14 protein-coding genes are annotated in these 18,499 nt (G+C 63.9%); 4 read left to right on the forward strand and 10 right to left on the reverse strand.

What is annotated here, in order from left to right; all coding sequences use genetic code 11:
• Positions 1-2 precede the first annotated feature (2 nt).
• The 5 genes from PGC08_RS18295 to dcd all read right to left on the reverse strand — a co-directional run bounded on the left by PGC08_RS18295 (position 3) and on the right by dcd (position 7,068).
• Positions 3-1,586 carry a Na+/H+ antiporter subunit D gene (locus PGC08_RS18295; RefSeq protein ID WP_271709101.1) on the reverse strand — a complete coding sequence of 528 codons (1,584 nt, stop codon included), beginning with the start codon at positions 1,584-1,586 and terminating at the stop codon, positions 3-5.
• Positions 1,583-2,182, reverse strand: a complete 600-nt coding sequence (locus tag PGC08_RS18300) for a Na(+)/H(+) antiporter subunit C (RefSeq protein WP_271709102.1) — start codon at positions 2,180-2,182, stop codon at positions 1,583-1,585. The genes PGC08_RS18295 and PGC08_RS18300 overlap by 4 nt, the downstream gene beginning before the upstream one ends.
• Entirely contained in the window at positions 2,179-5,223 is a 3,045-nt protein-coding gene (locus PGC08_RS18305; RefSeq protein WP_271709103.1) for a Na+/H+ antiporter subunit A, read from the reverse strand. Before PGC08_RS18305 ends, PGC08_RS18300 begins: the two co-directional genes overlap by 4 nt.
• Before the next feature lie 268 nt (positions 5,224-5,491).
• Entirely contained in the window at positions 5,492-6,493 is a 1,002-nt protein-coding gene (locus PGC08_RS18310; RefSeq protein ID WP_271709104.1) for a hypothetical protein, read from the reverse strand.
• Positions 6,490-7,068 carry a dCTP deaminase gene (gene dcd / locus PGC08_RS18315; RefSeq protein ID WP_009882255.1) on the reverse strand — a complete coding sequence of 193 codons (579 nt, stop codon included), beginning with the start codon at positions 7,066-7,068 and terminating at the stop codon, positions 6,490-6,492. The genes PGC08_RS18310 and dcd overlap by 4 nt, the downstream gene beginning before the upstream one ends.
• Before the next feature lie 286 nt (positions 7,069-7,354).
• Here dcd and PGC08_RS18320 point away from each other — a divergent pair, with 286 nt between their 5' ends.
• The 3 genes from PGC08_RS18320 to PGC08_RS18330 all read left to right on the forward strand — a co-directional run bounded on the left by PGC08_RS18320 (position 7,355) and on the right by PGC08_RS18330 (position 11,016).
• Positions 7,355-8,836 carry an LPXTG cell wall anchor domain-containing protein gene (locus PGC08_RS18320; protein WP_271709105.1) on the forward strand — a complete coding sequence of 494 codons (1,482 nt, stop codon included), beginning with the start codon at positions 7,355-7,357 and terminating at the stop codon, positions 8,834-8,836.
• 96 nt (positions 8,837-8,932) lie between these two features.
• Entirely contained in the window at positions 8,933-9,937 is a 1,005-nt protein-coding gene (locus PGC08_RS18325) for an ABC transporter (protein WP_226838637.1), read from the forward strand.
• A gap of 119 nt (positions 9,938-10,056) precedes the next feature.
• Positions 10,057-11,016 (forward strand): hypothetical protein, encoded by a 960-nt coding sequence (locus PGC08_RS18330; RefSeq protein WP_009882252.1) that lies wholly within the window; start codon positions 10,057-10,059, stop codon positions 11,014-11,016.
• Between the two features lie 71 nt (positions 11,017-11,087).
• Here the strand turns inward: PGC08_RS18330 and PGC08_RS18335 are convergent, their stop codons facing one another.
• The 3 genes from PGC08_RS18335 to mmsB all read right to left on the reverse strand — a co-directional run bounded on the left by PGC08_RS18335 (position 11,088) and on the right by mmsB (position 15,098).
• Positions 11,088-13,031 (reverse strand): NHL domain-containing thioredoxin family protein, encoded by a 1,944-nt coding sequence (locus PGC08_RS18335; RefSeq protein ID WP_271709106.1) that lies wholly within the window; start codon positions 13,029-13,031, stop codon positions 11,088-11,090.
• Positions 13,032-13,172: 141 nt separating this feature from the next.
• The gene (locus PGC08_RS18340; protein WP_096168258.1) at positions 13,173-13,931 is read right to left on the reverse strand and encodes a YggS family pyridoxal phosphate-dependent enzyme; all 759 of its coding nucleotides are present in this window, start codon (positions 13,929-13,931) and stop codon (positions 13,173-13,175) included.
• A 261-nt stretch (positions 13,932-14,192) separates the two neighbouring features.
• Positions 14,193-15,098, reverse strand: coding sequence for a 3-hydroxyisobutyrate dehydrogenase (gene mmsB / locus PGC08_RS18345; RefSeq protein WP_442868141.1), 906 nt, complete (start codon positions 15,096-15,098; stop codon positions 14,193-14,195).
• Positions 15,099-15,239: 141 nt separating this feature from the next.
• Between mmsB and PGC08_RS18350 the strand changes: the two genes are divergently transcribed.
• A complete protein-coding gene (locus PGC08_RS18350) occupies positions 15,240-16,115 on the forward strand; it encodes a LysR family transcriptional regulator (protein WP_009882247.1) in 876 nt (291 codons plus the stop codon).
• A gap of 27 nt (positions 16,116-16,142) precedes the next feature.
• On the opposite strand, the gene PGC08_RS18355 is transcribed toward PGC08_RS18350, so the two are convergent.
• Both PGC08_RS18355 and PGC08_RS18360 read right to left on the reverse strand, forming a co-directional pair.
• Positions 16,143-16,889 (reverse strand): 3-hydroxybutyrate dehydrogenase, encoded by a 747-nt coding sequence (locus PGC08_RS18355; protein ID WP_271709108.1) that lies wholly within the window; start codon positions 16,887-16,889, stop codon positions 16,143-16,145.
• A gap of 181 nt (positions 16,890-17,070) precedes the next feature.
• Positions 17,071-18,423, reverse strand: coding sequence for an MFS transporter (locus PGC08_RS18360; RefSeq protein WP_271709109.1), 1,353 nt, complete (start codon positions 18,421-18,423; stop codon positions 17,071-17,073).
• Positions 18,424-18,499 lie beyond the last annotated feature (76 nt).

The raw sequence follows: 18,499 nt of genomic DNA on the forward strand, positions 1-18,499 counted from the left end.
ACTCACGAGCCATCACCCCCGAGCACATCGCTCACGTAGCCGACCGGCGTCTGCAGGTTCTCCGCAGCACGGTTCGCCATGCCCCACAGCGGGGCCGCGAAGACAGTGAGGACGATGGAGGCTATGACAACCACTGTGGTGGCGGCGAACATCGATCCCGGAACGCCGATCTGTGATTTCCAGGGCTTGCCCGCGAGCTTGGCCTTCTTGCGTTCGGCGAATTCTGCGACCAGCTCTTCGTTCGGCTCCTCCGCATCCGCGGGGTCGCGCCAGAAGGCCAGGTTGAAGGTACGTCCGATGACGTAGAGGGTGAGCAGGCTGGTCACGGTGCCGGCGACGATGAGCGCAATGGCCAACCAGTCGTGATCGGAGAAGCCGGCGGCGAAGAGGGCGACCTTGCCGATGAACCCGGAGAACGGCGGGATGCCGGAGAGGTTGAGGGCAGGGATAAAGAAGACGATCGACAGCGCCGGTGAGAGCACCATGAGCCCACCCAAGGACCTGGTCGAGGTCGACCCACCTCGCATTTCCACCATTCCTATGGCCAGGAACAGTGCGGTCTGGACGATGATGTGGTGAACCGTGTAGTAGATGGCGGCAGAGAGTCCGACAGTGGTCCCCAGCGCCACACCGAAGAGCATGTAGCCGATGTGGGAGACGAGGGTGAAGGACACGATCCTCTTGATCTCCGACTGTGCGATCGCGCCTAAGATTCCGACCACCATCGTCAATGCTGCCGCTATCAGGAGAGGCACTCGCAGAGAGGATTCGGCGAACAGCAGCGTCTCGGTGCGGATGATCGCATAGATGCCGACCTTCGTCAGCAGCCCCGCGAACACAGCCGTGACCGGGGCTGGAGCGGTCGGATAGGAGTCGGGCAGCCAGAAGGACAGCGGGAAGATCGCGGCCTTGATGCCGAAGCCGATGAGCAGGAGGACATGCAGGATCATCTGCACATCCGGCGGCAGCTCGCTCAGCCGCTCGGACAGCTGGGCCATGTTCACTGTTCCGGTCGCCGAGTAGATGACGCCGATCGCTGCCAGGAAGATGATCGAGGACACGAGCGAGACGACGACGTAGGTCACGCCCGCCCGGATCCGCTCGGCCGTGGCACCCAGTGTCAGCAGCACATAGGAGGCGACGAGGAACATCTCGAAGCCGACGTAGAGGTTGAAGAGGTCACCGGCGAGGAAGGCGTTGGCGACACCCGCGCACAGCACCAGATAGCTGGGGTTGAACACGGAGATCGGGGTCTCGTTCGAATCGTCGTTGGCGTCCTGGCTGAGCGCGTAGACGAGCACGCACAAGATGACCAGTGAGGATACGACGAGCATGAGCGAGGAAAGCCTGTCGGCGACGAGCACGATCCCTGCGGGCGGCTCCCACCCGCCGATCGCCACGACCTGCGGGCCGTGGGCGTCGACGCCGAAGAGCATGATGAGGGAGATGATCATGACCGCGCTGAGGATCAGAATCGACACGATGTTCTGTGCCCGCGAGTGCTTCGACAGCACCAGCGCCAAGCCTGCACCGAGGAGGGGCAGGAGGACGGGCAGCGGCACAAGCACGGGAAGGAGATCAATCATTTCCTCTCCTCCGTCTCGGTCCCGTCGGAACCTCTGCCGTCCTTGTTCGCCGAGGTGGCCCCGGCCCTGCCCTTGCCCGAGCTGTTCTCGGCCCTGTCCGTGCTGACCTTGCCGTCTTCACGTTCGTGGGGCTTGCCGTCGTCGTCGAGGTCGATGGCGCCGGTGATCGGGCTTTCGGCCTCATCACCGAACTCGGTGTCGTCGTAGTCCGTGCTCGCTTCCGCCTCGGAGTCGATCATCTTCGTGATCGCCACCTGCAGGTCGGCGGTGTCGTCCTGCAGCGAATCGGCGCGAACCAATCGCCAGGATCGGTAGATCATGGCCAGCAGGAACGCTGTGACCGCGAACGTGATGACGATGGCCGTGAGGATGAGCGCCTGTGGCAACGGATCCGACATGCCCTCCGTGGACAGGTTCTTCCCGTCAGTCAGCGGCGGGGTTCCCCTGCCTGCGGTGAGGATGATGAGGAGGTTGACTCCGTTGCCCAGGAGGATGAAGCCCAGCAGCACACGGGTCAGGGAGCGTTCGAGCATGAGGTAGATGCCACAGGCGAAGAGGAATCCCATCGCCAGCACCATGATGAAGGGCACAGTCATAGCCGTCCCCCTTCCGCGCCGTTGTCCACGTCGAGGTGGTTGACACGGTCGAGGATCGAGGAGACCGCATCGTGCTCGGCCTCGGCGCTGAAGTTCTCCGAAAGGTTGTACGACTGGTTGAGTCGGTTGGTCAGCACCATCTCATCGCGCTCCTGGTGCAGGTCCACCTCGGCGCCCAATGATCTGAGGATGTCGAGCATGAGGCCGACGACGATGAGGTAGACGCCGATGTCGAAGAACGTCGAGGTTCCAAACGACAGGTGCCCGAGCACCGGAATGTCGCCCTCGAGATAGACGGATTTGAACACGGTGTCGCCCCAGATCCACCCGCCGACGCCGGTGAGCACGGCCATGATCATTCCGGTCCCCAACATGCCCGAGGGGGTGAATGGGGCCGCCTCGGCGAGTTCGAATTTACCGCCGGCGAGGTAGCGCACGACCAGTGCCAGACCGGCCACGAGGCCACCGGCGAAGCCGCCGCCGGGTTCGTTGTGGCCGGCGAAGAGGAGGTAGAGGGAGAAGATGAGGACAGCGTGGAAGACGAGGCGGGCGGTGACTTCGAGGATGATGGATCGGTTGCGTGGGGCCAGTGTGCGTCCGGCGATGAGCCAGGAGACTCGCCGCTGTGTCACGTCCTCGCGCTGAGAGGCGTGGAAGTTCCCGATCTCCTCGGCGACGGGCTGGAAGCGCACCCGCCCCTGCTGCTCGGTGCCGTCACGGCGGGACACGAAGCGGTGGAGGTGTCCTTCACGGCCGCGGACGAAGATCAGTCCGGCGATGCCGGTGCCGGCAGCGACGAGGACCGAGATCTCACCGAGGGTGTCCCAGACGCGGATGTCGACGAGAGTCACGTTGACGATGTTCTTGCCGTGGCCGAGTTCGTAGGCGAGCTGACCGAAGTCCACGGAGACTGGGTCGCTGATGCGCACACCGGCGGCGATGAGCACGACCACCATCATGGTCACGCCGACTGCGGCGCCGATGATGGCGCGCCAGGCCGGGGTGAAGCGTCCGGTGCTCTGACCGATCCGAGCCGGGAGTCGGCGCAGGACGAGGACGAAGACGACGATGGTGATGGTCTCGACGAGGACCTGGGTCAGGGCCAGGTCCGGAGCCCCGACGAAGGCGAAGTAGGCGACCATCGCATAGCCCGAGATTCCGGTGACGACCACGGCGGTGAAACGCTTCTTTGCGCGGGTGGCTGCGACCGCGACGATGATGAGGACCGCTGCGATGATGAAGTCGAGCGGGGTGTCGAAGAGTTTGAAATCGATGTTCCAGGTGTCGTTCGAGATCACGGCCAGACCGATGCCTGCCACGAGGACGAGGTAGATCACGCTCTGGTAGAACGGCAGCGAACCGCGCTGGGTGCGGGAGGTGACCCACAGGGCCAACCTCTCCATCCAGCTGATCAGCTTGCTGTAGAGGTCGTGGAAGTCCAAGCCCGAAGGCAGCGTCGACTGGACCTTGGCAAACGAGTCGCGGAGGACGAAGAGGCCCAGGCCGACGGCGATCGTAATCGCGGACAGGGCAAGTGCAGGTTCGAGCCCGTGCCACAGGGCCAGGTGGTAGTCACCGTCGCCGGGGTCGATGACCGGCAGTGTCGAGGTCCAGGCTCCGAAGTAGCCGTCGGTGAGCCCGGCGGCCGGTCCCAACGCCACGGTGAGCACGGTGAGCATGACCGGGGAGATGATGAGCGTGATCTTCTCATCGCGGCGGGCGATGTCGTCGACGCCTGCTTTGCTCGAGAACGCACCCCAGACGAAGCGGGCCGAATAAGCCACGGTGAGCATCGAACCGATCATGACGCCGATCAGCGCAATGATCGATGCCTTGTCCCCAGAGGCCAGCAGGGTCGAATAGACCGCTTCCTTGGCCACGAAGCCCAGCAGCGGCGGCAGGCCGGACATCGAAGCTGCGGCAATCGTGGCGCAGACGGCCACGACGGGGAAGGCCTTCCAACCTCCGGAGAGCTTCGTCAGGTCACGCGTGCCGGCACGATGGTCGATGATGCCCACGCACAGGAACAGACAGGCCTTGAACAGGGCATGCGCGATGAGCATCGCCAGCGCGGCCTTGGTGATGTCGGGTGTGCCGAAGGAGGCCATCGTCGTGAGGAACCCGAGCTGGGAGACCGTGCCGAAGGCGAGCAGAAGTTTGAGGTCGGTCTGCTTCAGAGCCTGCCAGCCGCCGATGAACATCGTGAGCAGACCCAGCGTGAGCAGGGTCTCCGACCACCCGGGCAGCGCGTGGTAACCCGGTGCCAGACGCAGGATGAGGTAGATTCCGGCCTTGACCATCGCCGCTGCGTGCAGGTAGGCGCTGACCGGGGTCGGTGCTGCCATGGCGCCGGGGAGCCAGAAGTGGAAGGGAAGCAGCGCGGACTTCGAGACCGCACCGACGAGGATGAGAATCACGGCCGTGACGATGACGGGCCCGGTGTCCAGACCGAGACTGGCGCGTTCCATGAGCGTGGAAATCTGGCCTGTTCCGGTCGCAGCCATCAGCAGGATCATGCCCACGAGCATGGCCAGCCCGCCGGCCGTGGTGACGATGAGGGCCTGCAGTGCGGCCTGGCGCGAGCGACGGCGGGATTGGCTATGGCCGATGAGGAGGTAGGAGAAGACCGTAGTGCCTTCCCAGAACAGGTAGAGCATGAGGAGCTCATCGGCGACGACGAGTCCGTACATCATTCCGGCGAAGGCCATGAAGACTGCGGCGAACCGGGCCAGGCCGGGCTCATCAGGCGGGAAGTACCGGGCACAGTAGACGAAGACGAGGGCACCGACGCCTGTGACCAGAAGACTCATGATCCAGGAGAGCTCGTCGAGGCGGAAGATCCCCTCGAGACCGAGCGCCGGCAGCCAGTTCATGCTCTCGACCAAGGGCGAACCTGCGGACCCGAAGATATCGGGGACCTTGGCCAGGCTGAAGATCAGCGCGGCGAACGGCACCAGCGCAAGGAAGAAGAACCCGTTGCGACCGAGGCGCCTGACCAGTGGGTACGCAATGACAGCAGCCCCGAAAAAGGCTCCTGTCATGACTATCACCGGCGGACACCTCCGTCATTTATAAGATTTGCCAGAATGTAGTGCTCAACAGTATTTTCTCACGACACCCCGCGTATCTCCCAATCAATGGGGCCGTTCGCAGCAGTCATTATGAACACATTCTGTTCAGATTCCACGCCCATTCCAAGCCCATTTGTCACAGGTTCTGCGCGAATTCTGCGCGATTCAGAACGTTCACTGCCGGCGAAGTCGACTTGGCTGCGGGCGGCGAGCTGGGGGCGGCGAGCCGGAACCTGCGTCAGCTGCGGAGCTGGCTGCTCGTGACGAGGAAGCCCATCTCATCCAAGCCGGTGCCGTCACAGCCGATGAGCAGTTCTGCTCCGATGCTGTCGACGAGGCCGGCCACCTTGTTGCGCATTCGCCGGAAACGACGGGTCTGGACCGGTTGGTAGCGCTTCGACTCGGTATCCATCCAGTGCACGTGGTACTCGATCAGCGGCATCTGAAGATGCTTGCCGATGATCGGCGGCACCCAGTCAGCCTCCGATACGCGAATCTCAATCATGCCTGCCTTCTCGCTGATCTCCCCGAGAGGGACGAGGAGCGAATAGCCGTCGAGGATGACCGGTGCCGAGGGATCGAAGAGGGGATCGTCGATCGTGGCCTGAGCCAGGACTGCCTCGTCGGGTGTCGGCAGCGCCTGCTGGAAGGCGTGCGGAGCGTGCTTGCGGACGAGCGACAGCGCCACGTCGGGCTCGAGCCAATAGGACGAGTAGAGATAGAGGTCGATCTTCGCCTCCGGGTCGGGCACGATGACCCGAGTCGGCAGGCCCGCTTCATCCGCGAGGCGGACACCGGTGTGCAGGCGTGATGCGACGCCCAGGATGAGGCTGAGCATCCGCTCCTCTTCCCGGTCGGGCAGCCCTGCCGGGAACGCCTCATGGAGTCCGTCTGCGTCGCTGAACCAGTCCGGCGGCGGGACCGGTTCGCGGTCTCGAGGGCAGTCGATGACTACTGCGTGATGAGCCCAGTCGGGAACCTCGAGCGCGGCGATCGCGACAGCATCGAGGTCGACTCCCTCACTCAGACGCGAGTGTCGACTCAGCTTCAGCTGGCCTCTTTCATCCAGGCGGGGCGCGAGGTCGGGAAGCCTGTTGTGCACGAGCGCGAGCACATCGGAGACCTCGACCCCTTCGTCGAGGAGAAGCAGATGAAAGCCGCGCAGGTCCGCCGAGACATCCGTGTCGCTGACACGCTCGGCGGCTTCCCGCTGCATCCGCAGCTCTCGGCGTGTGGTCACATGTCCCTCCGGTAGAAGTTGAGGTGCGAACGGGAAGCCGTTGGACCCTGCTGTCCCTGATAGCGGTTGCCGGTGGACTTCGAGCCGTAGGGATTGAGCGCCGCCGAGCTGAGGCGGAAGAAGCAGAGCTGACCGATCTTCATTCCCGGCCACAGCGTGATTGGCAGGGTGGCGACGTTCGAGAGCTCAAGAGTCACGTGACCAGTGAACCCAGGGTCGATGAAGCCGGCCGTGGAGTGGGTCAGCAGCCCGAGGCGGCCCAGCGATGACTTGCCCTCCAGGCGAGCGGCCACATCATCGGGCAGGGTGACGAGTTCGTGGGTGGAGGCCAGCACGAATTCCCCGGGGTGCAGCACGAACGGCTCCCCCGGTGCCGCCTCGACGAAGCGGGTGAGTTCGGGCTGGTCGAGGCTCGGATCGATCACCGGGTACTTGTGATTGTCGAACAGACGGAAATAGCGGTCCAGGCACACATCGACGCTGGCGGGCTGGATCAGAGACGGGTCATAGGGGTCGAGGGCGATGCGTCCGGAGTCGAGCTCGGCGCGGATGTCGCGATCGGAAAGGAGAGTCACGTATCAATGGTAGTCGCCCTGGGCTCTGGAGTGCAGTGAGCTGGGCTTCCGAGGGGGCGAAAAATGTCACAGACGCCCCGACACGCCGTACTTAGGTAACGACTTGATAACGATAACTGCAGTTTTTGCTGGTTTTCTCCCGTGTGTCTCCCCATAGCCGTTGGTGAATGCTTTAGAGTTAGGAGCTGTACGAACCCGCGCACGATGGTGCCTTCCTCTTCTTAAGCCAAGGAATGCCGGGAGTCCATCGTCTTTCGTGGGTTGACAACAAACGAAAGGCATTACTGTGAAGACCTCGCGTCTTGTGCTTGCCCCCGCAGTAGCCGTTGCATTGACAGGTCTTGCTGGCGCTCCCGCGTTCGCAGCGACAGAGTCCGCTCCGGTGCCGGCAGGCCCGCTCTGTGCGTATGATGACGCACAGCAGTCAACTGACCCCGATTCCAAGGTTCCCGACAGCTCGGACCCGCAGGCGACACTGTCCGCCGCACAGGTGACCCGAGCCGATATTGCTGACCGCAAGAAGGGCATCGGATTCTCCGGTACGGGATTCACCCCCGACAACAAGGCGACCGTCACGGTCGTCGGCACCGATGGGTCCAAGTACTCACCAGAGACCAAGCTGACCGTCGACGAGAAGGGGAAGGTGTCCGGCACCTACTTCTTCTCGGTCACGGACAACGCCAAGGTTCCGTCGGGCAACTACTCGCTCTACCTCACAGACGAGAAGACCGAGAAGGACTCCTCGAAAGTCTCCTTCGAGGTCGTGGCCTCTGCCAAGGATCTCGACGAGGATGCCCAGGCACCCGATTGCACCCCTGCAACCGGCCCGGCCTCGGATCCGTCCGAGACCGACGAGCCCAGCGAATCCGCTGCGCCGACTCCGTCTGAGACGAAGACTGAGGAGCCGAGCAAGACTGCCGAGCCGACTCCGACCGAGACGAAGTCGGAAGAGCCCACCGAGACCGCGAAGCCGACTCCTTCTGAAACGAAGTCGGAAGCGCCGAAATCGCAAGTGCCGAGCGAGGAGCCGACTGAGACCAAGGAGGCTCGGAAGCCCGCTGCTCCCAAGCCCACCGAGACGGAGTCGAAGTCTCCTGAGCCGACCGAGACGGAGTCCCAGACACCCGAACCGACAGAGTCCGATGCTGCGGAGCCCAAGGCCCCCGCAACCGATGATGCCGACGATGAGTCCGAGGCTCCGGAAGCAGGACCGTCGGAGACCACAGCTCCGGCCAGCCCCGGCACCGATGACGGTGAGAAGAAGGCCGACGACGGTGAGAAGAAGGGCGCAGCCACCGCGACCCAGGCACTCATCATCGATCCGACCGAGATCAGCTCCGAGGACTTCCTCAACGAGGGCATCAAGCTCGGCATCACCGGCGCACAGCCGGGCGAGAAGATCACGATCACGGTCGAACACGCTCAGGGCAAGGTCGATCGCTACACCATGACGAAGGAAGCCGACTCCGAGGGCAAGGCGACCTTCGGCGTGCAGGCGAAGGTCAAGGCAGTGCTGGGCACGTACAACGTCACAGCTCAGGCTGACAGCTTCGACAAGCCACAGGGCGGCAGCTTCACCGTCGTCACTAACGGCACCTCCGTCGACGAAGGCGGAGAGAACAGCAGCGACAACGGCAGCGATCTGCCTCGCACAGGTGCAGAGATGACCGGGCTCGCGCTCGGCGTCGGCCTCCTCGTTGTAGGTGCCGCAGCCGTCGTCATCACCCGTCGGCGGATGACCGCCTCCGACGATCCTGCGGAGTTCTAAGATCCGTTGAACGATGAATTGTCCCTAGCGGGGCTGCACCTCGGCGGACACCAGATCGATCTCGGTCGTCTCCGAGCAGGGACAATACTCGGTCTCATGGGCAGCACGGACAGCACCACTGAGGTGGTGCTGTCCGTTGCTGCGCGCTCCGACGTCGCACCTCCACCGCAGTTCCCGACCGGAATCCGGTCGGGTCTCATGCGTGTGCGCAGGTGGGTCAAGTCATATCTTCGCGAAGCCAATGCCGGATCTGGGGAGGCGGCATTGGCACAAGCGTGTACGGAATTCGGGCTTCGACCCGATGTGCTGGCACGTCGGTTCGGCGAACTCGATGCCAACGAACAGGCAAAACTCCGCCTGGCGGCGGCGTGGTCGACCGGAGCGACGTGGTTGACCTTCATCGACCCCTTCGCATCCGTGCCGGGCCATGTGCGTGCAGGTCTGCGCGGTCGCCTGGCCGATCTGGCCGCCGCGCACGGCCGCGGGATCGTCTTCACCTCGAATACGCTGACCGACTTCACCGTCGCCGAGGCGGGTGTGGCCGATATCGAAAAAGGCGAGCTCGTCGCGTTCGGCACTTTGGAACAGGTCGTCACGGAGCCCAGGGGCTCCCTGCCCGCCGAGCTCAGCGGAGTCAACGTCTATTCCGGGCTGGCGCGCAAAGGGTGGCTGTCGATCGGCCACTCTGCAGTGAAGGCTCGGACCGAACTCGACGGGAAGGTCTTCGTCACCCTCGGGTGGCGCAGTGCCCTCCTGTCACTGGACGAGCACGACCCGGCGTTCACCTCGGCGACGGTGTTCGAGGCCATCGTCATCGGACTGCGCGATCGCGGATCCTGCCTGCAGGCGAAGCTGTCGCCGGTGGACACGGAGATGGGCCTCGCACTCGACGTGGACCTGGCCGACCTGGCCGGGGTTCGCCGCGCCGGAACCGCCGGCGCTGACACCGATGGCGATCAATCCGGAACGGTGGGCGGGTTCGGAGTGCTTCACCCCAGCCTCGGTTCGTCGATCGCAGAGCTGCGTGCCAACGTCAAGGTCGGCACCCATGTCTTCGTCGAGGTCGACACCTCGGCGCTGCACGCCTACTCAGTGGAATGATGCCCGGCGGCGTACGTCTGGTCACTGCGACCCGCGTGTCCTCGCCGGTGATGGGGCTTCGCTGCGGCCGATTGGCATTAAACTGAAATTCCCTCATCCCCCACCGATTCAGGAGAGCAATGCGAACTTCGCGCAAGCTTCTGATTTCGGCGCTCCTGATCATCGTCCTCACCGTGGCCGCAGTTCCGCTCCTCAACCTCACCGTCTACACTCCTGCCCGAGCTGCAGAGGCCTATATTTCGGCGATCGAGGACGCCAATGCCGAGCAGGCGTTCTCCTACCTCTCCTCCCCCACTCCGTCCTCGACTCTGGCACTCAACCATGATGTGCTCTCAGCCGCACCCGACCTGCCGCGTGATCCCGAGGCGACGACGGTGTCGATGGACGGCGATCATGCGAAGGTCTCGCTGAGCTATGTCCTGTCCTCGCAGACACAGACCGTGGATCTGTCCATGGTCAAGCTTCCGGCGAGGGCCGGACTGTTCGATCGCTGGGCGATCGAGCAGAAGGAGTGGCCCACGCTCGACCTGCAGGTCGAAGGTTCGTCAACGGCCACGGTCAACGGCTATGGAGTCTCCGCGGGAACTGTTCCCGTGCTGTTCCCGGCCACCTACCTCGTCGGCTTCGATGCGACCTACCTGAAGTCGAAGCCCGAACGCGCCGAGGTGATCGCTCCGACCGACACCGCCGAGATCGCGATGTCGCCCGAGCCCACTGCGAAGTTGGAGCAGGCTGTCGACGAGCAGATCACCGAGCATCTGCAGAAGTGTGTGAAGTCGAAGACCCTCTACCCTTCCGGATGCGTGTTCGGCTACGACACGGACAATGAGATCCTCGGCGACGTGAAATGGTCGCTGGCACGCGACCCCGAGGTCAGCCTGACCGCCTCGGGCAACGACCTCGAACTCACCCCGTCCACGGTCGAGGTGCGCATCCAGGGCCGCTACCGCGATATCGTCACGGCCGCCGAACACGACTTCGACGAGACGCTCTCCTTCGTCATGGGAGGATCCGTGGTCGTCAAGTCCTCAAAGGTCAGCTTCGATCCGCGCCGCCTCGGAGACATCTCCGTGAAGTAACGGCTTTGGGCGCGCCTGAGCGAGTCTTCAGGCGTGCTTGGCTGAGCCTTTGAGCGTGCTCGTTTGAGTCTTCAGGCGCCGCGGAGGTCGAGGGTGAGCTCGGCCGGGGCCGTGTCGACAAGGTCGACTGGGATGCCCCAGTCCTGCTGGTAGAGGTGGCACGCAGCGTGCAGCGGGATCTCCCCGCCGGGCTCTCCATCGCAGGCGGCCGCTCGCGCGGTCACGTGCAGGACCCCCGACTCGAGTTCGGGGTTGATGACGATGTCGCGCTTCAGCCCCTCTGCTCCCCCGCCGCCGGAGACGATGAGTTCCGGAGGCGTGGATGAGACCTGCAGGTATGTGGGGTCGCCCCACCGGTCGTCAAGCTTCTGACCTGCGGGGACCGTGAAGCTCACACTCACGCCCACGGGTCCCGAGGCAATCTCCGTCGACGGCCGCTTGCTGGTCAGCGCACCCTCGTCGACACGCTGGGCGTCCTTGGGCAGCTTCACTCTCGTCAGGGCGTGCGAGGCGGACTCGACGATGAGGAGTTCGGCATCGGCTGCCTCCGTGGCGGCGTCAGCGCTTCCGGCTGCTTCAAGGACGAAGATATCGGAGGGTTCGCGCAGCCCGCGAGCCAGCGTCGAGACCTCGTTCGTGGTGAAGTCATAGCGACGGATTGCGCCGTTGTAGGTGTCGGCGATTGCGATCGACCCATCGGGCAGGCTCCGCACGCCAAGGGGGTGCTGCAGCCTGGCCTCGGCGGCAGGTCCGTCACGGAAGCCGAAGTCGAAGAGCCCCTCGCCGATGAGCGTGGAGACTGCTCCGGTGCTCGGGTCGAGGCGACGGATCGCTGAAGTCTCCGAATCGGCGATGAACACATCGCCATCAGAGCTGAGATCGAGACCCGAAGTCTGTGCGAACCATGCGGCCTCGGCCTCACCGTCGGCCAGTCCTTCATTCATGGTGCCCGAGAGCAGGCGGATCGAGCCGGTTTCCGGGTCGAACGACCAGATGGTGTGGTTGCCTGCCATCGCCACAACCACCTCGGCGGTGGCGGGGATGTAGAGGACATCCCACGGTGAGGACAGCTTCACGTCGAGGGCGGGACCGTCGTAGCGGCCGAGCTCTCCGTGAGTCCCGACCACATTGTCGATCGCGCCGACCATGTGCTGTGATCCGGTGCCGGCGACCGTCGTCACGGTTTCGGTGTCGAGGTTGATGCCCCGCAGAGTGTGGCTGACGGTGTCGGCGACGACGAGGTGGTAGCCGGCCTTCGCGGCCACGTCATCGGGCAGGACGGTGATGCCGCCGGGTTCGCTGAAGCTCGCCGAGGTGAAGTCCCCGTCGTTCGCTCCGCGCTCTCCGGTGCCGATTCGTCGGATGATGTTCTGACCGGAAGCGTCGTATTCGACGAGGCTGTGGTGTCCTGAATCGGCGACGAGGAGGTTGCCCGAAGGCAGTTCGGTGACCTTGCCGGGGTAGAAGAGTTCGGTCTCCGGTGCTGGTGGCGGCACGTAGGGGCCGTCTCCGGAGTGCAGCGTCCCCTTGGCTGAGTGCTCGTCGATGAGGCCTTCGATGATTTCGCCGAGGCCTGCTCCGTGGCCTTCGCCTGAGAGGGTGGCGACCAGGTAGCCCTCGGGGTCGATGACGGCCAGTGTGGGCCAGGCTCGGGCGGTGTATGCCTGCCAGGTGACGAGGTCTGGGTCGTCGAGGACGAGGTGCTCGACCTGGTAGCGTTCGACGGCCTGATCGACGGCCTCCACGGTGCGTTCGAACTCGAACTTCGGCGAGTGGACGCCGATGATGACGAGCTCCTTGTTGTACTTCTCCTCGAGCGGTCGCAGCTCATCGAGTACATGGAGGCAGTTGATGCAGCAGAAGGTCCAGAAGTCGAGCAGGATGACCTTGCCGCGCAGGTCGGCCAGGCTCAGGTCCTTGCCGCCGGAATTCATCCACCGGCGGCCGATGAGTTCAGGTGCACGCACCTTGACCTGGTGGGCGGATGCTGGGGATTCCTGCGGACTGGAGTTCATAGCTCCATCTTCACAGATTCACCGCCGCGACGGGAGACCCGGTGTCATCATGTGACCAACGTCCCAGCCCTCATCGTGCGGGCTGGCCCCGCGCCACGACTCCGGCGCAGTGCGGTGGGCGGTGGGAGGTTGGGCGGCGGCTCAGGAGTAGTCGCGAGCGCCGAATACGCTGGAGCCGACGCGGACCATGGTTGCGCCCTCGGCGATTGCGAGCTCGAAGTCGTTGCTCATCCCCATGGACAGCTCCGTGGCCTCCGCGGGCATGACACCGGATGCGATGAGCTTCTCCCTCAGTTCCCGCAGGTCGGAATAGCTGGGACGGATCTCTTCGGGTGTGCGTCCTGGCAGGCCGATCGTCATCAGCCCGCGCAGCTTCATGCGTGAGAGTCCGCGGAGCTCGGTGATGAGACCTTCGGCCTCTTCAGGGGCGATGCCGGACTTCGAATCCTCGCGTGAGGTGTTGACCTGCACGAAGATGTCCACCGTCGAATCGAGCACCTCGAGGCGGTTGTTGATCTTCGTTACCAGTTCGAGGTTGTCGACGGACTGGATGCAGTGCGCGTGGCGCAGAGTGTGGTTGACCTTGTTCTTCTGCAGCGGGCCGATGAGATGAGCCTCGTGATCGAGATCGGCCAGCTCCTCGGCCTTGCCGACCAGCTCCTGGACCTTGTTCTCGCCGATAAGTGTGAACCCGTGCTCGAGTGCGACGCGGATCTTGTCGGCCGGCTGGGTTTTGGTCGCGAGCAGCACCTGTACGTCGGTGCTCGTCCGACCGCTGGCCTCGGCGGCGGCCGCTGCACGAGCAGCCACCTCGTCGAGGTTGTCCCTGATGGAGGCGATGGCCTCCGGGGACAGCGAATCGGGTGCGTTCTGTGGTTCGGGAGTGTCTGGGGAACTCATGCTTCCAGTCTTACACGTACCCGCTGAAGTTGCAGGTCGAGGGCACAGCGGCATGGGGCCCGGTTCTCTGCAAACGGTTGGTAAGTTCTCCTCGAAGCCCGTTCGGGGATCGAGGAGAACTTACCAACCGTTGGTGTTCGTCCTGCGGAACACAGACTGTCAGCGGCCGCATGCTTGGCGGCGGCGTTCGTCCCAGCCACTCGCCGTAACGGCGCTGCCCCTTGATCGGGCAGGCCCGCGCCTACTCGGGCAGCCCAGCCGCTATTCGGGCAGGCCCTTGGCCTTTGCATCGATGTTCTTGATCAGCGCCGAGGTGTCGAGGCCTTCGAGTCCGGCGTCGACGAGCTTCTGCAGCTGAGCGTGGACGAGCTGAGCCGCCGGCAGGTCGAGGCCCTGTGTCTCGGCGCCGGCGAGAGCCAGACCGACGTCCTTGTGCATGAGGGCTGTTGCGAACCCGGGCTTGAACGAGTTGTTCGACGCAGCTGTCTCTGTCACGCCGGGCACGGGGTACCAGGTGCGCAGCGGCCAGGAGTCTCCGGAGGAGACGGCGGCAATGTCGTAGAAGACCTTCGGGTCGAGTCCGAAGCGATCGGCGAGCACTGCACCTTCGACGACGCCTTGCAGGCTGATCGAGAGCATCATGTTGTTGACGATCTTGGCGGCCTGGCCAGCGGCCTCGCCACCGGCGTGGAACATGTTGCCGGCCATCGGTTCGATGAAGGTCTTCGCCTCGGCCACGTCCTCATCGCTGCCGCCGAGCATGAAGGTCAGCGTGCCTGCCTCGGCACCTGTGACGCCGCCGGAAACCGGTCCGTCGACGAAACGGAACCCAGCCTTGACCGCTTCGGAGTGGAGGGCGCGAGCCGAATCGAAGTCGATGGTCGAAGAGTCGACGAGCAGGGTCTTGGTGTCCGCATGAGCCAGGACGCCGTCGGCTTCGAGATAGACCGCTCGGGCGTGCTCACCCTTGGGCAGCATCGTGAAGACGATGTCGGCTCCGGCGACCGCCTCGGCGATGGACTTCACGGGGTTCACCCCGTGCTTGGCTGCCTCTTCGACGGCGATCTCCATGAGATCGAAGCCATTGACGGTGTGACCGGCTTTCACCAGGTTTGCAGTCATCGGACGACCCATGTTCCCCAGGCCGATCCATCCAATCGTCGACATAAAATGCCTCCTCGCATCATGTTCTTCTGCTGACTCAGTGTTGCCCCTCACATTACGCCAGTCGCTGCGGCAACACAGGTCGAGGAGAATCACATATTCCGCACCGGATATGTGCGCACACGCAGATAGGATGGGATGACTATGGCTTCATATGCACCTGGCGGTTCCGGTTCGCAGATCTCACCCGAAGATCTGCTGACGCTGCTTGCCGTGGCTCGGCTGGGCAAGTTCACGGCCGCCGCCCACAGCCTGGGGCTCAACCACACAACCGTGTCCCGACGCATCGCCGCCCTGGAGAAGGGATACGGCGAGCGGCTGCTCGTGGCCTCACCCGACGGGTGGGAGCTCAGTGCCGCCGGCCGTCATCTGCTGCCGGTGGCCGAGGACATCGAGGCCGCACTGGGACGCATCGACGCACACGCAAACTCGGCCCTGTCCGGCACGATTCGCCTGGCCTGCCCTCAGGCCTTCGCCCTCGAGTTCGCGGTACCGGCCCTGACCCGACTGCAGCACAGCCATCCCGGCCTGCAGTTCGAACTCATCGCGGCGACTCAACGGGCCCGACAGTACCGTTCGGGCGTGGACATCGAAGTTGTCGTCGGTCGACCGAACGCGCCGCGCAGCATCGCGCAGCACATTCGCGACTACCGGCTCCAGCTCTATGCCTCGCACGAATACCTGCGCAGCCACAGCACACCGACGACGATCGACGACCTCGCCGAGCATCGGCTCATCTACTACATTGAGAACTCGCTTCAGGTCGACGACCTCGACGAGGCCGGCAGCGCTCTTCCGCGAAGCAAGGGATTCTTCCGCTCCACCTCGGTGCATGCTCACGTGCTCGCGACCTCGAATGGGGTCGGCATCGGGATCCTGCCCGACTTCCTCGCCGCGAACAACAGCCGCCTGGTGCAGGTGCTGCCTGATGAGTTCTCGAAACCGGTCTCCTATTGGGCCTCGGTCCGCCACGAATCCCTGCGCAATGCAGGGGTCCGCAGCGTCCTCGAGGTCCTCTGAGCCGAGCTCACCCCGAGCAGGCAACACTCAGGCCGCGGACCAGCCGCCGTCGACGCTGTGTGCGCTGCCGTTGATGACCGCAGCCGCATCGCTGGCCAGGAACAGCGCGAGCGCAGCGATGTCACCGGGATCGGCCAGCTTCGGCACCGCCGAGTGGCCGAGGAATACCTGTTCGAGGACCTCGTCCTCGGTGATGCCGTTCGTCTTCGCCTGATCGGCGATCTGTCCCTTGACCATCGGTGTCATCACATAGCCGGGATTGATCGCATTGCAGGTCACACCCTGTGGTCCCGCCTCGAGCGCGGTCGTCTTCGTCAGTCCCATGAGCCCGTGCTTGGCCGCCACATACGCTGATTTGTTCGCCGAGGCGCGCAGCCCGTGGATCGAGGACAGGTTGATGACCCTGCCCCACCCCTTTTCATACATCCTCGGCAGCGCCGCCTTCGTGAGCACGAACGGTGCCTCGAGCATGAGCGTGTTGATCAACCGCCACTCGTCGAGGGGGAATTCGGTGATCGGATGGATCCTCTGGATGCCCGCGTTGTTGACGAGGATGTCAACGTCGAGATCGACTCCATCCAGCGCCGAGGTGTCCGCGAGGTTGACCGTCCACGCCTCTCCCGCGATGTCGCCGGCCACGGCTTCCGCCGATTCCGCATTGACGTCGGCGACGATGACGTGAGCTCCCGCTGCGGCGAAGGCTTCGCTCATTGCCTTGCCGAGGCCGGAGGCTCCTCCTGTGACGAGGGCGCGTTTGCTGCTGAGATCGACCATTGCTGTCCCTTCGACCGTTGTTCATTCTTCAGCTGTGATGTTCACAGCCTGGTGCGATGCCGGCAGTCTTCGATGTGCACAGGGCTTCGTGTCCACCGTCGTACAATCGGGCGGTGCCGACGTTCGACAACACCGCCCGAATCTGCGTGTTGCTCAACTGATCAGAGTGTTGCCTAACTGATCAGCGTTTCGCGGCGTCGCGACGATCCTTGTCGACCTGGTCGAGTGAACGCAGGTCGATGCCCTTGGTCTCCTTGGTGAAGACGAGCGCGACCATCGAAATCGCAGCTGCAATGAGGAGGTAGAACGCGATCGGCACCGAGGAATCGAAGCGCTGCAGCAACGCTGTGGCGATGATCGGCGCGAACGATCCGGCGACGATCGCCGTGACCTGGTAGCCGGTCGAAACACCCGAGTTGCGCATGCGGGTCGGGAACATCTCCGACATGATCGCCGGCTGGCCGGCGTACATGAGTGCGTGGAAGATGAGGCCGATGAGCAGCGCGAGGAAGATGACGAAGGCATTGCCGGTGTCATACATCGGGAACGCGAAGAAGCCCCAGCTTGCGGTGAGTGCGATGCCGATGCCGTAAGGAAGCTTACGACCGACTCTGTCCGTCGCCGCTCCGACCATCGGCACGATGACCGCGTGGATGGCGTGCGCGGCGAGCAGTGCTCCAAGGATTTCGGCCTGTTCGACGCCGACGGCAATCGCGAGATAGGTGATCGAGAAGGTCACCACGAGGTAGTAGTGGATGTTCTCCACGAACCTCAGCCCCATTGCGGCGAAGACCTCACGCGGGTAGCGCTTGAAGACGGCCTTGATGCCGTAGTCCACGCCCTCCTCGATCTCCTCGGACTGGACCTCGTCGAAGATCGGAGCATCGGAGACCCTGGTGCGGATGTAGTAGCCGATGAGCACGATGATGGCCGAGAGCCAGAAGGCCACACGCCATCCCCATGTGATGAAGTGCTCGTCGGTCAATGTTGCAGTGAGGACGAGGAGCACGCCGGTGGCCAGCAGATTGCCCAGCGGCACACCCGACTGTGGGAAGGACGCCCAGAAGCCGCGCTCCTTGTTCGGTGCATGTTCGGCCACGAGGAGGACTGCTCCACCCCACTCGCCACCGACGGCGAAGCCCTGGACCAGGCGCAGCAGCACGAGCAGGACTGGCGCGAGATACCCGATCTGGTCGAAGGTCGGCAGACACCCCATGAGGAATGTGGCCGCGCCGACGAGGACGATGGACAGCTGCAGCAGCTTCTTGCGCCCGTACTTGTCCCCGAAGTGGCCGAAGATGATGCCGCCGAAGGGGCGCGCGATGAACCCGACCGCATAGGTCGCGAAACCTGCCAGGATCGCGTTCAGGGGGTCGTCTGTCGGCGGGAACAGAATGTGAAAGACCAGCGTGGCCGCAGTTCCGTAGAGGAAGAACTCGTACCATTCGACAATTGTTCCTGCCATCGAAGCGGCGACGACCTTGCGCAGCTGAGCGCGGATCGTCTTCCTCTCGGCATTGTTCGAAGAACTCATGACTCTCCTTGATTTCCACGATCCGCATCACCGTTGAATGCGCGGATCGACTCGCTGTGGCGTCTCGGCCCGTACG

This window comes from Brevibacterium sp. BDJS002, assembly GCF_028201555.1.
Classification (GTDB): Bacteria; Actinomycetota; Actinomycetes; order Actinomycetales; family Brevibacteriaceae; genus Brevibacterium; species Brevibacterium aurantiacum.

Excerpts from the sequence above, each read along its gene's own strand:
- PGC08_RS18305 (WP_271709103.1), bottom strand. The coding sequence starts at position 5,223 with ATGACAGGAGCCTTTTTCGGGGCTGCTGTCATTGCGTACCCACTGGTC.
- PGC08_RS18355 (WP_271709108.1), bottom strand. The coding sequence starts at position 16,889 with ATGGTCGATCTCAGCAGCAAACGCGCCCTCGTCACAGGAGGAGCCTCC.
- PGC08_RS18340 (WP_096168258.1), bottom strand. The coding sequence starts at position 13,931 with ATGAGTTCCCCAGACACTCCCGAACCACAGAACGCACCCGATTCGCTG.
- PGC08_RS18325 (WP_226838637.1), top strand. The coding sequence starts at position 8,933 with ATGGGCAGCACGGACAGCACCACTGAGGTGGTGCTGTCCGTTGCTGCG.
- mmsB (WP_442868141.1), bottom strand. The coding sequence starts at position 15,098 with ATGTCGACGATTGGATGGATCGGCCTGGGGAACATGGGTCGTCCGATG.
- PGC08_RS18300 (WP_271709102.1), bottom strand. The coding sequence starts at position 2,182 with ATGACTGTGCCCTTCATCATGGTGCTGGCGATGGGATTCCTCTTCGCC.
- PGC08_RS18350 (WP_009882247.1), top strand. The coding sequence starts at position 15,240 with ATGGCTTCATATGCACCTGGCGGTTCCGGTTCGCAGATCTCACCCGAA.
- PGC08_RS18360 (WP_271709109.1), bottom strand. The coding sequence starts at position 18,423 with ATGAGTTCTTCGAACAATGCCGAGAGGAAGACGATCCGCGCTCAGCTG.
- PGC08_RS18335 (WP_271709106.1), bottom strand. The coding sequence starts at position 13,031 with ATGAACTCCAGTCCGCAGGAATCCCCAGCATCCGCCCACCAGGTCAAG.
- PGC08_RS18330 (WP_009882252.1), top strand. The coding sequence starts at position 10,057 with ATGCGAACTTCGCGCAAGCTTCTGATTTCGGCGCTCCTGATCATCGTC.
- PGC08_RS18295 (WP_271709101.1), bottom strand. The coding sequence starts at position 1,586 with ATGATTGATCTCCTTCCCGTGCTTGTGCCGCTGCCCGTCCTCCTGCCC.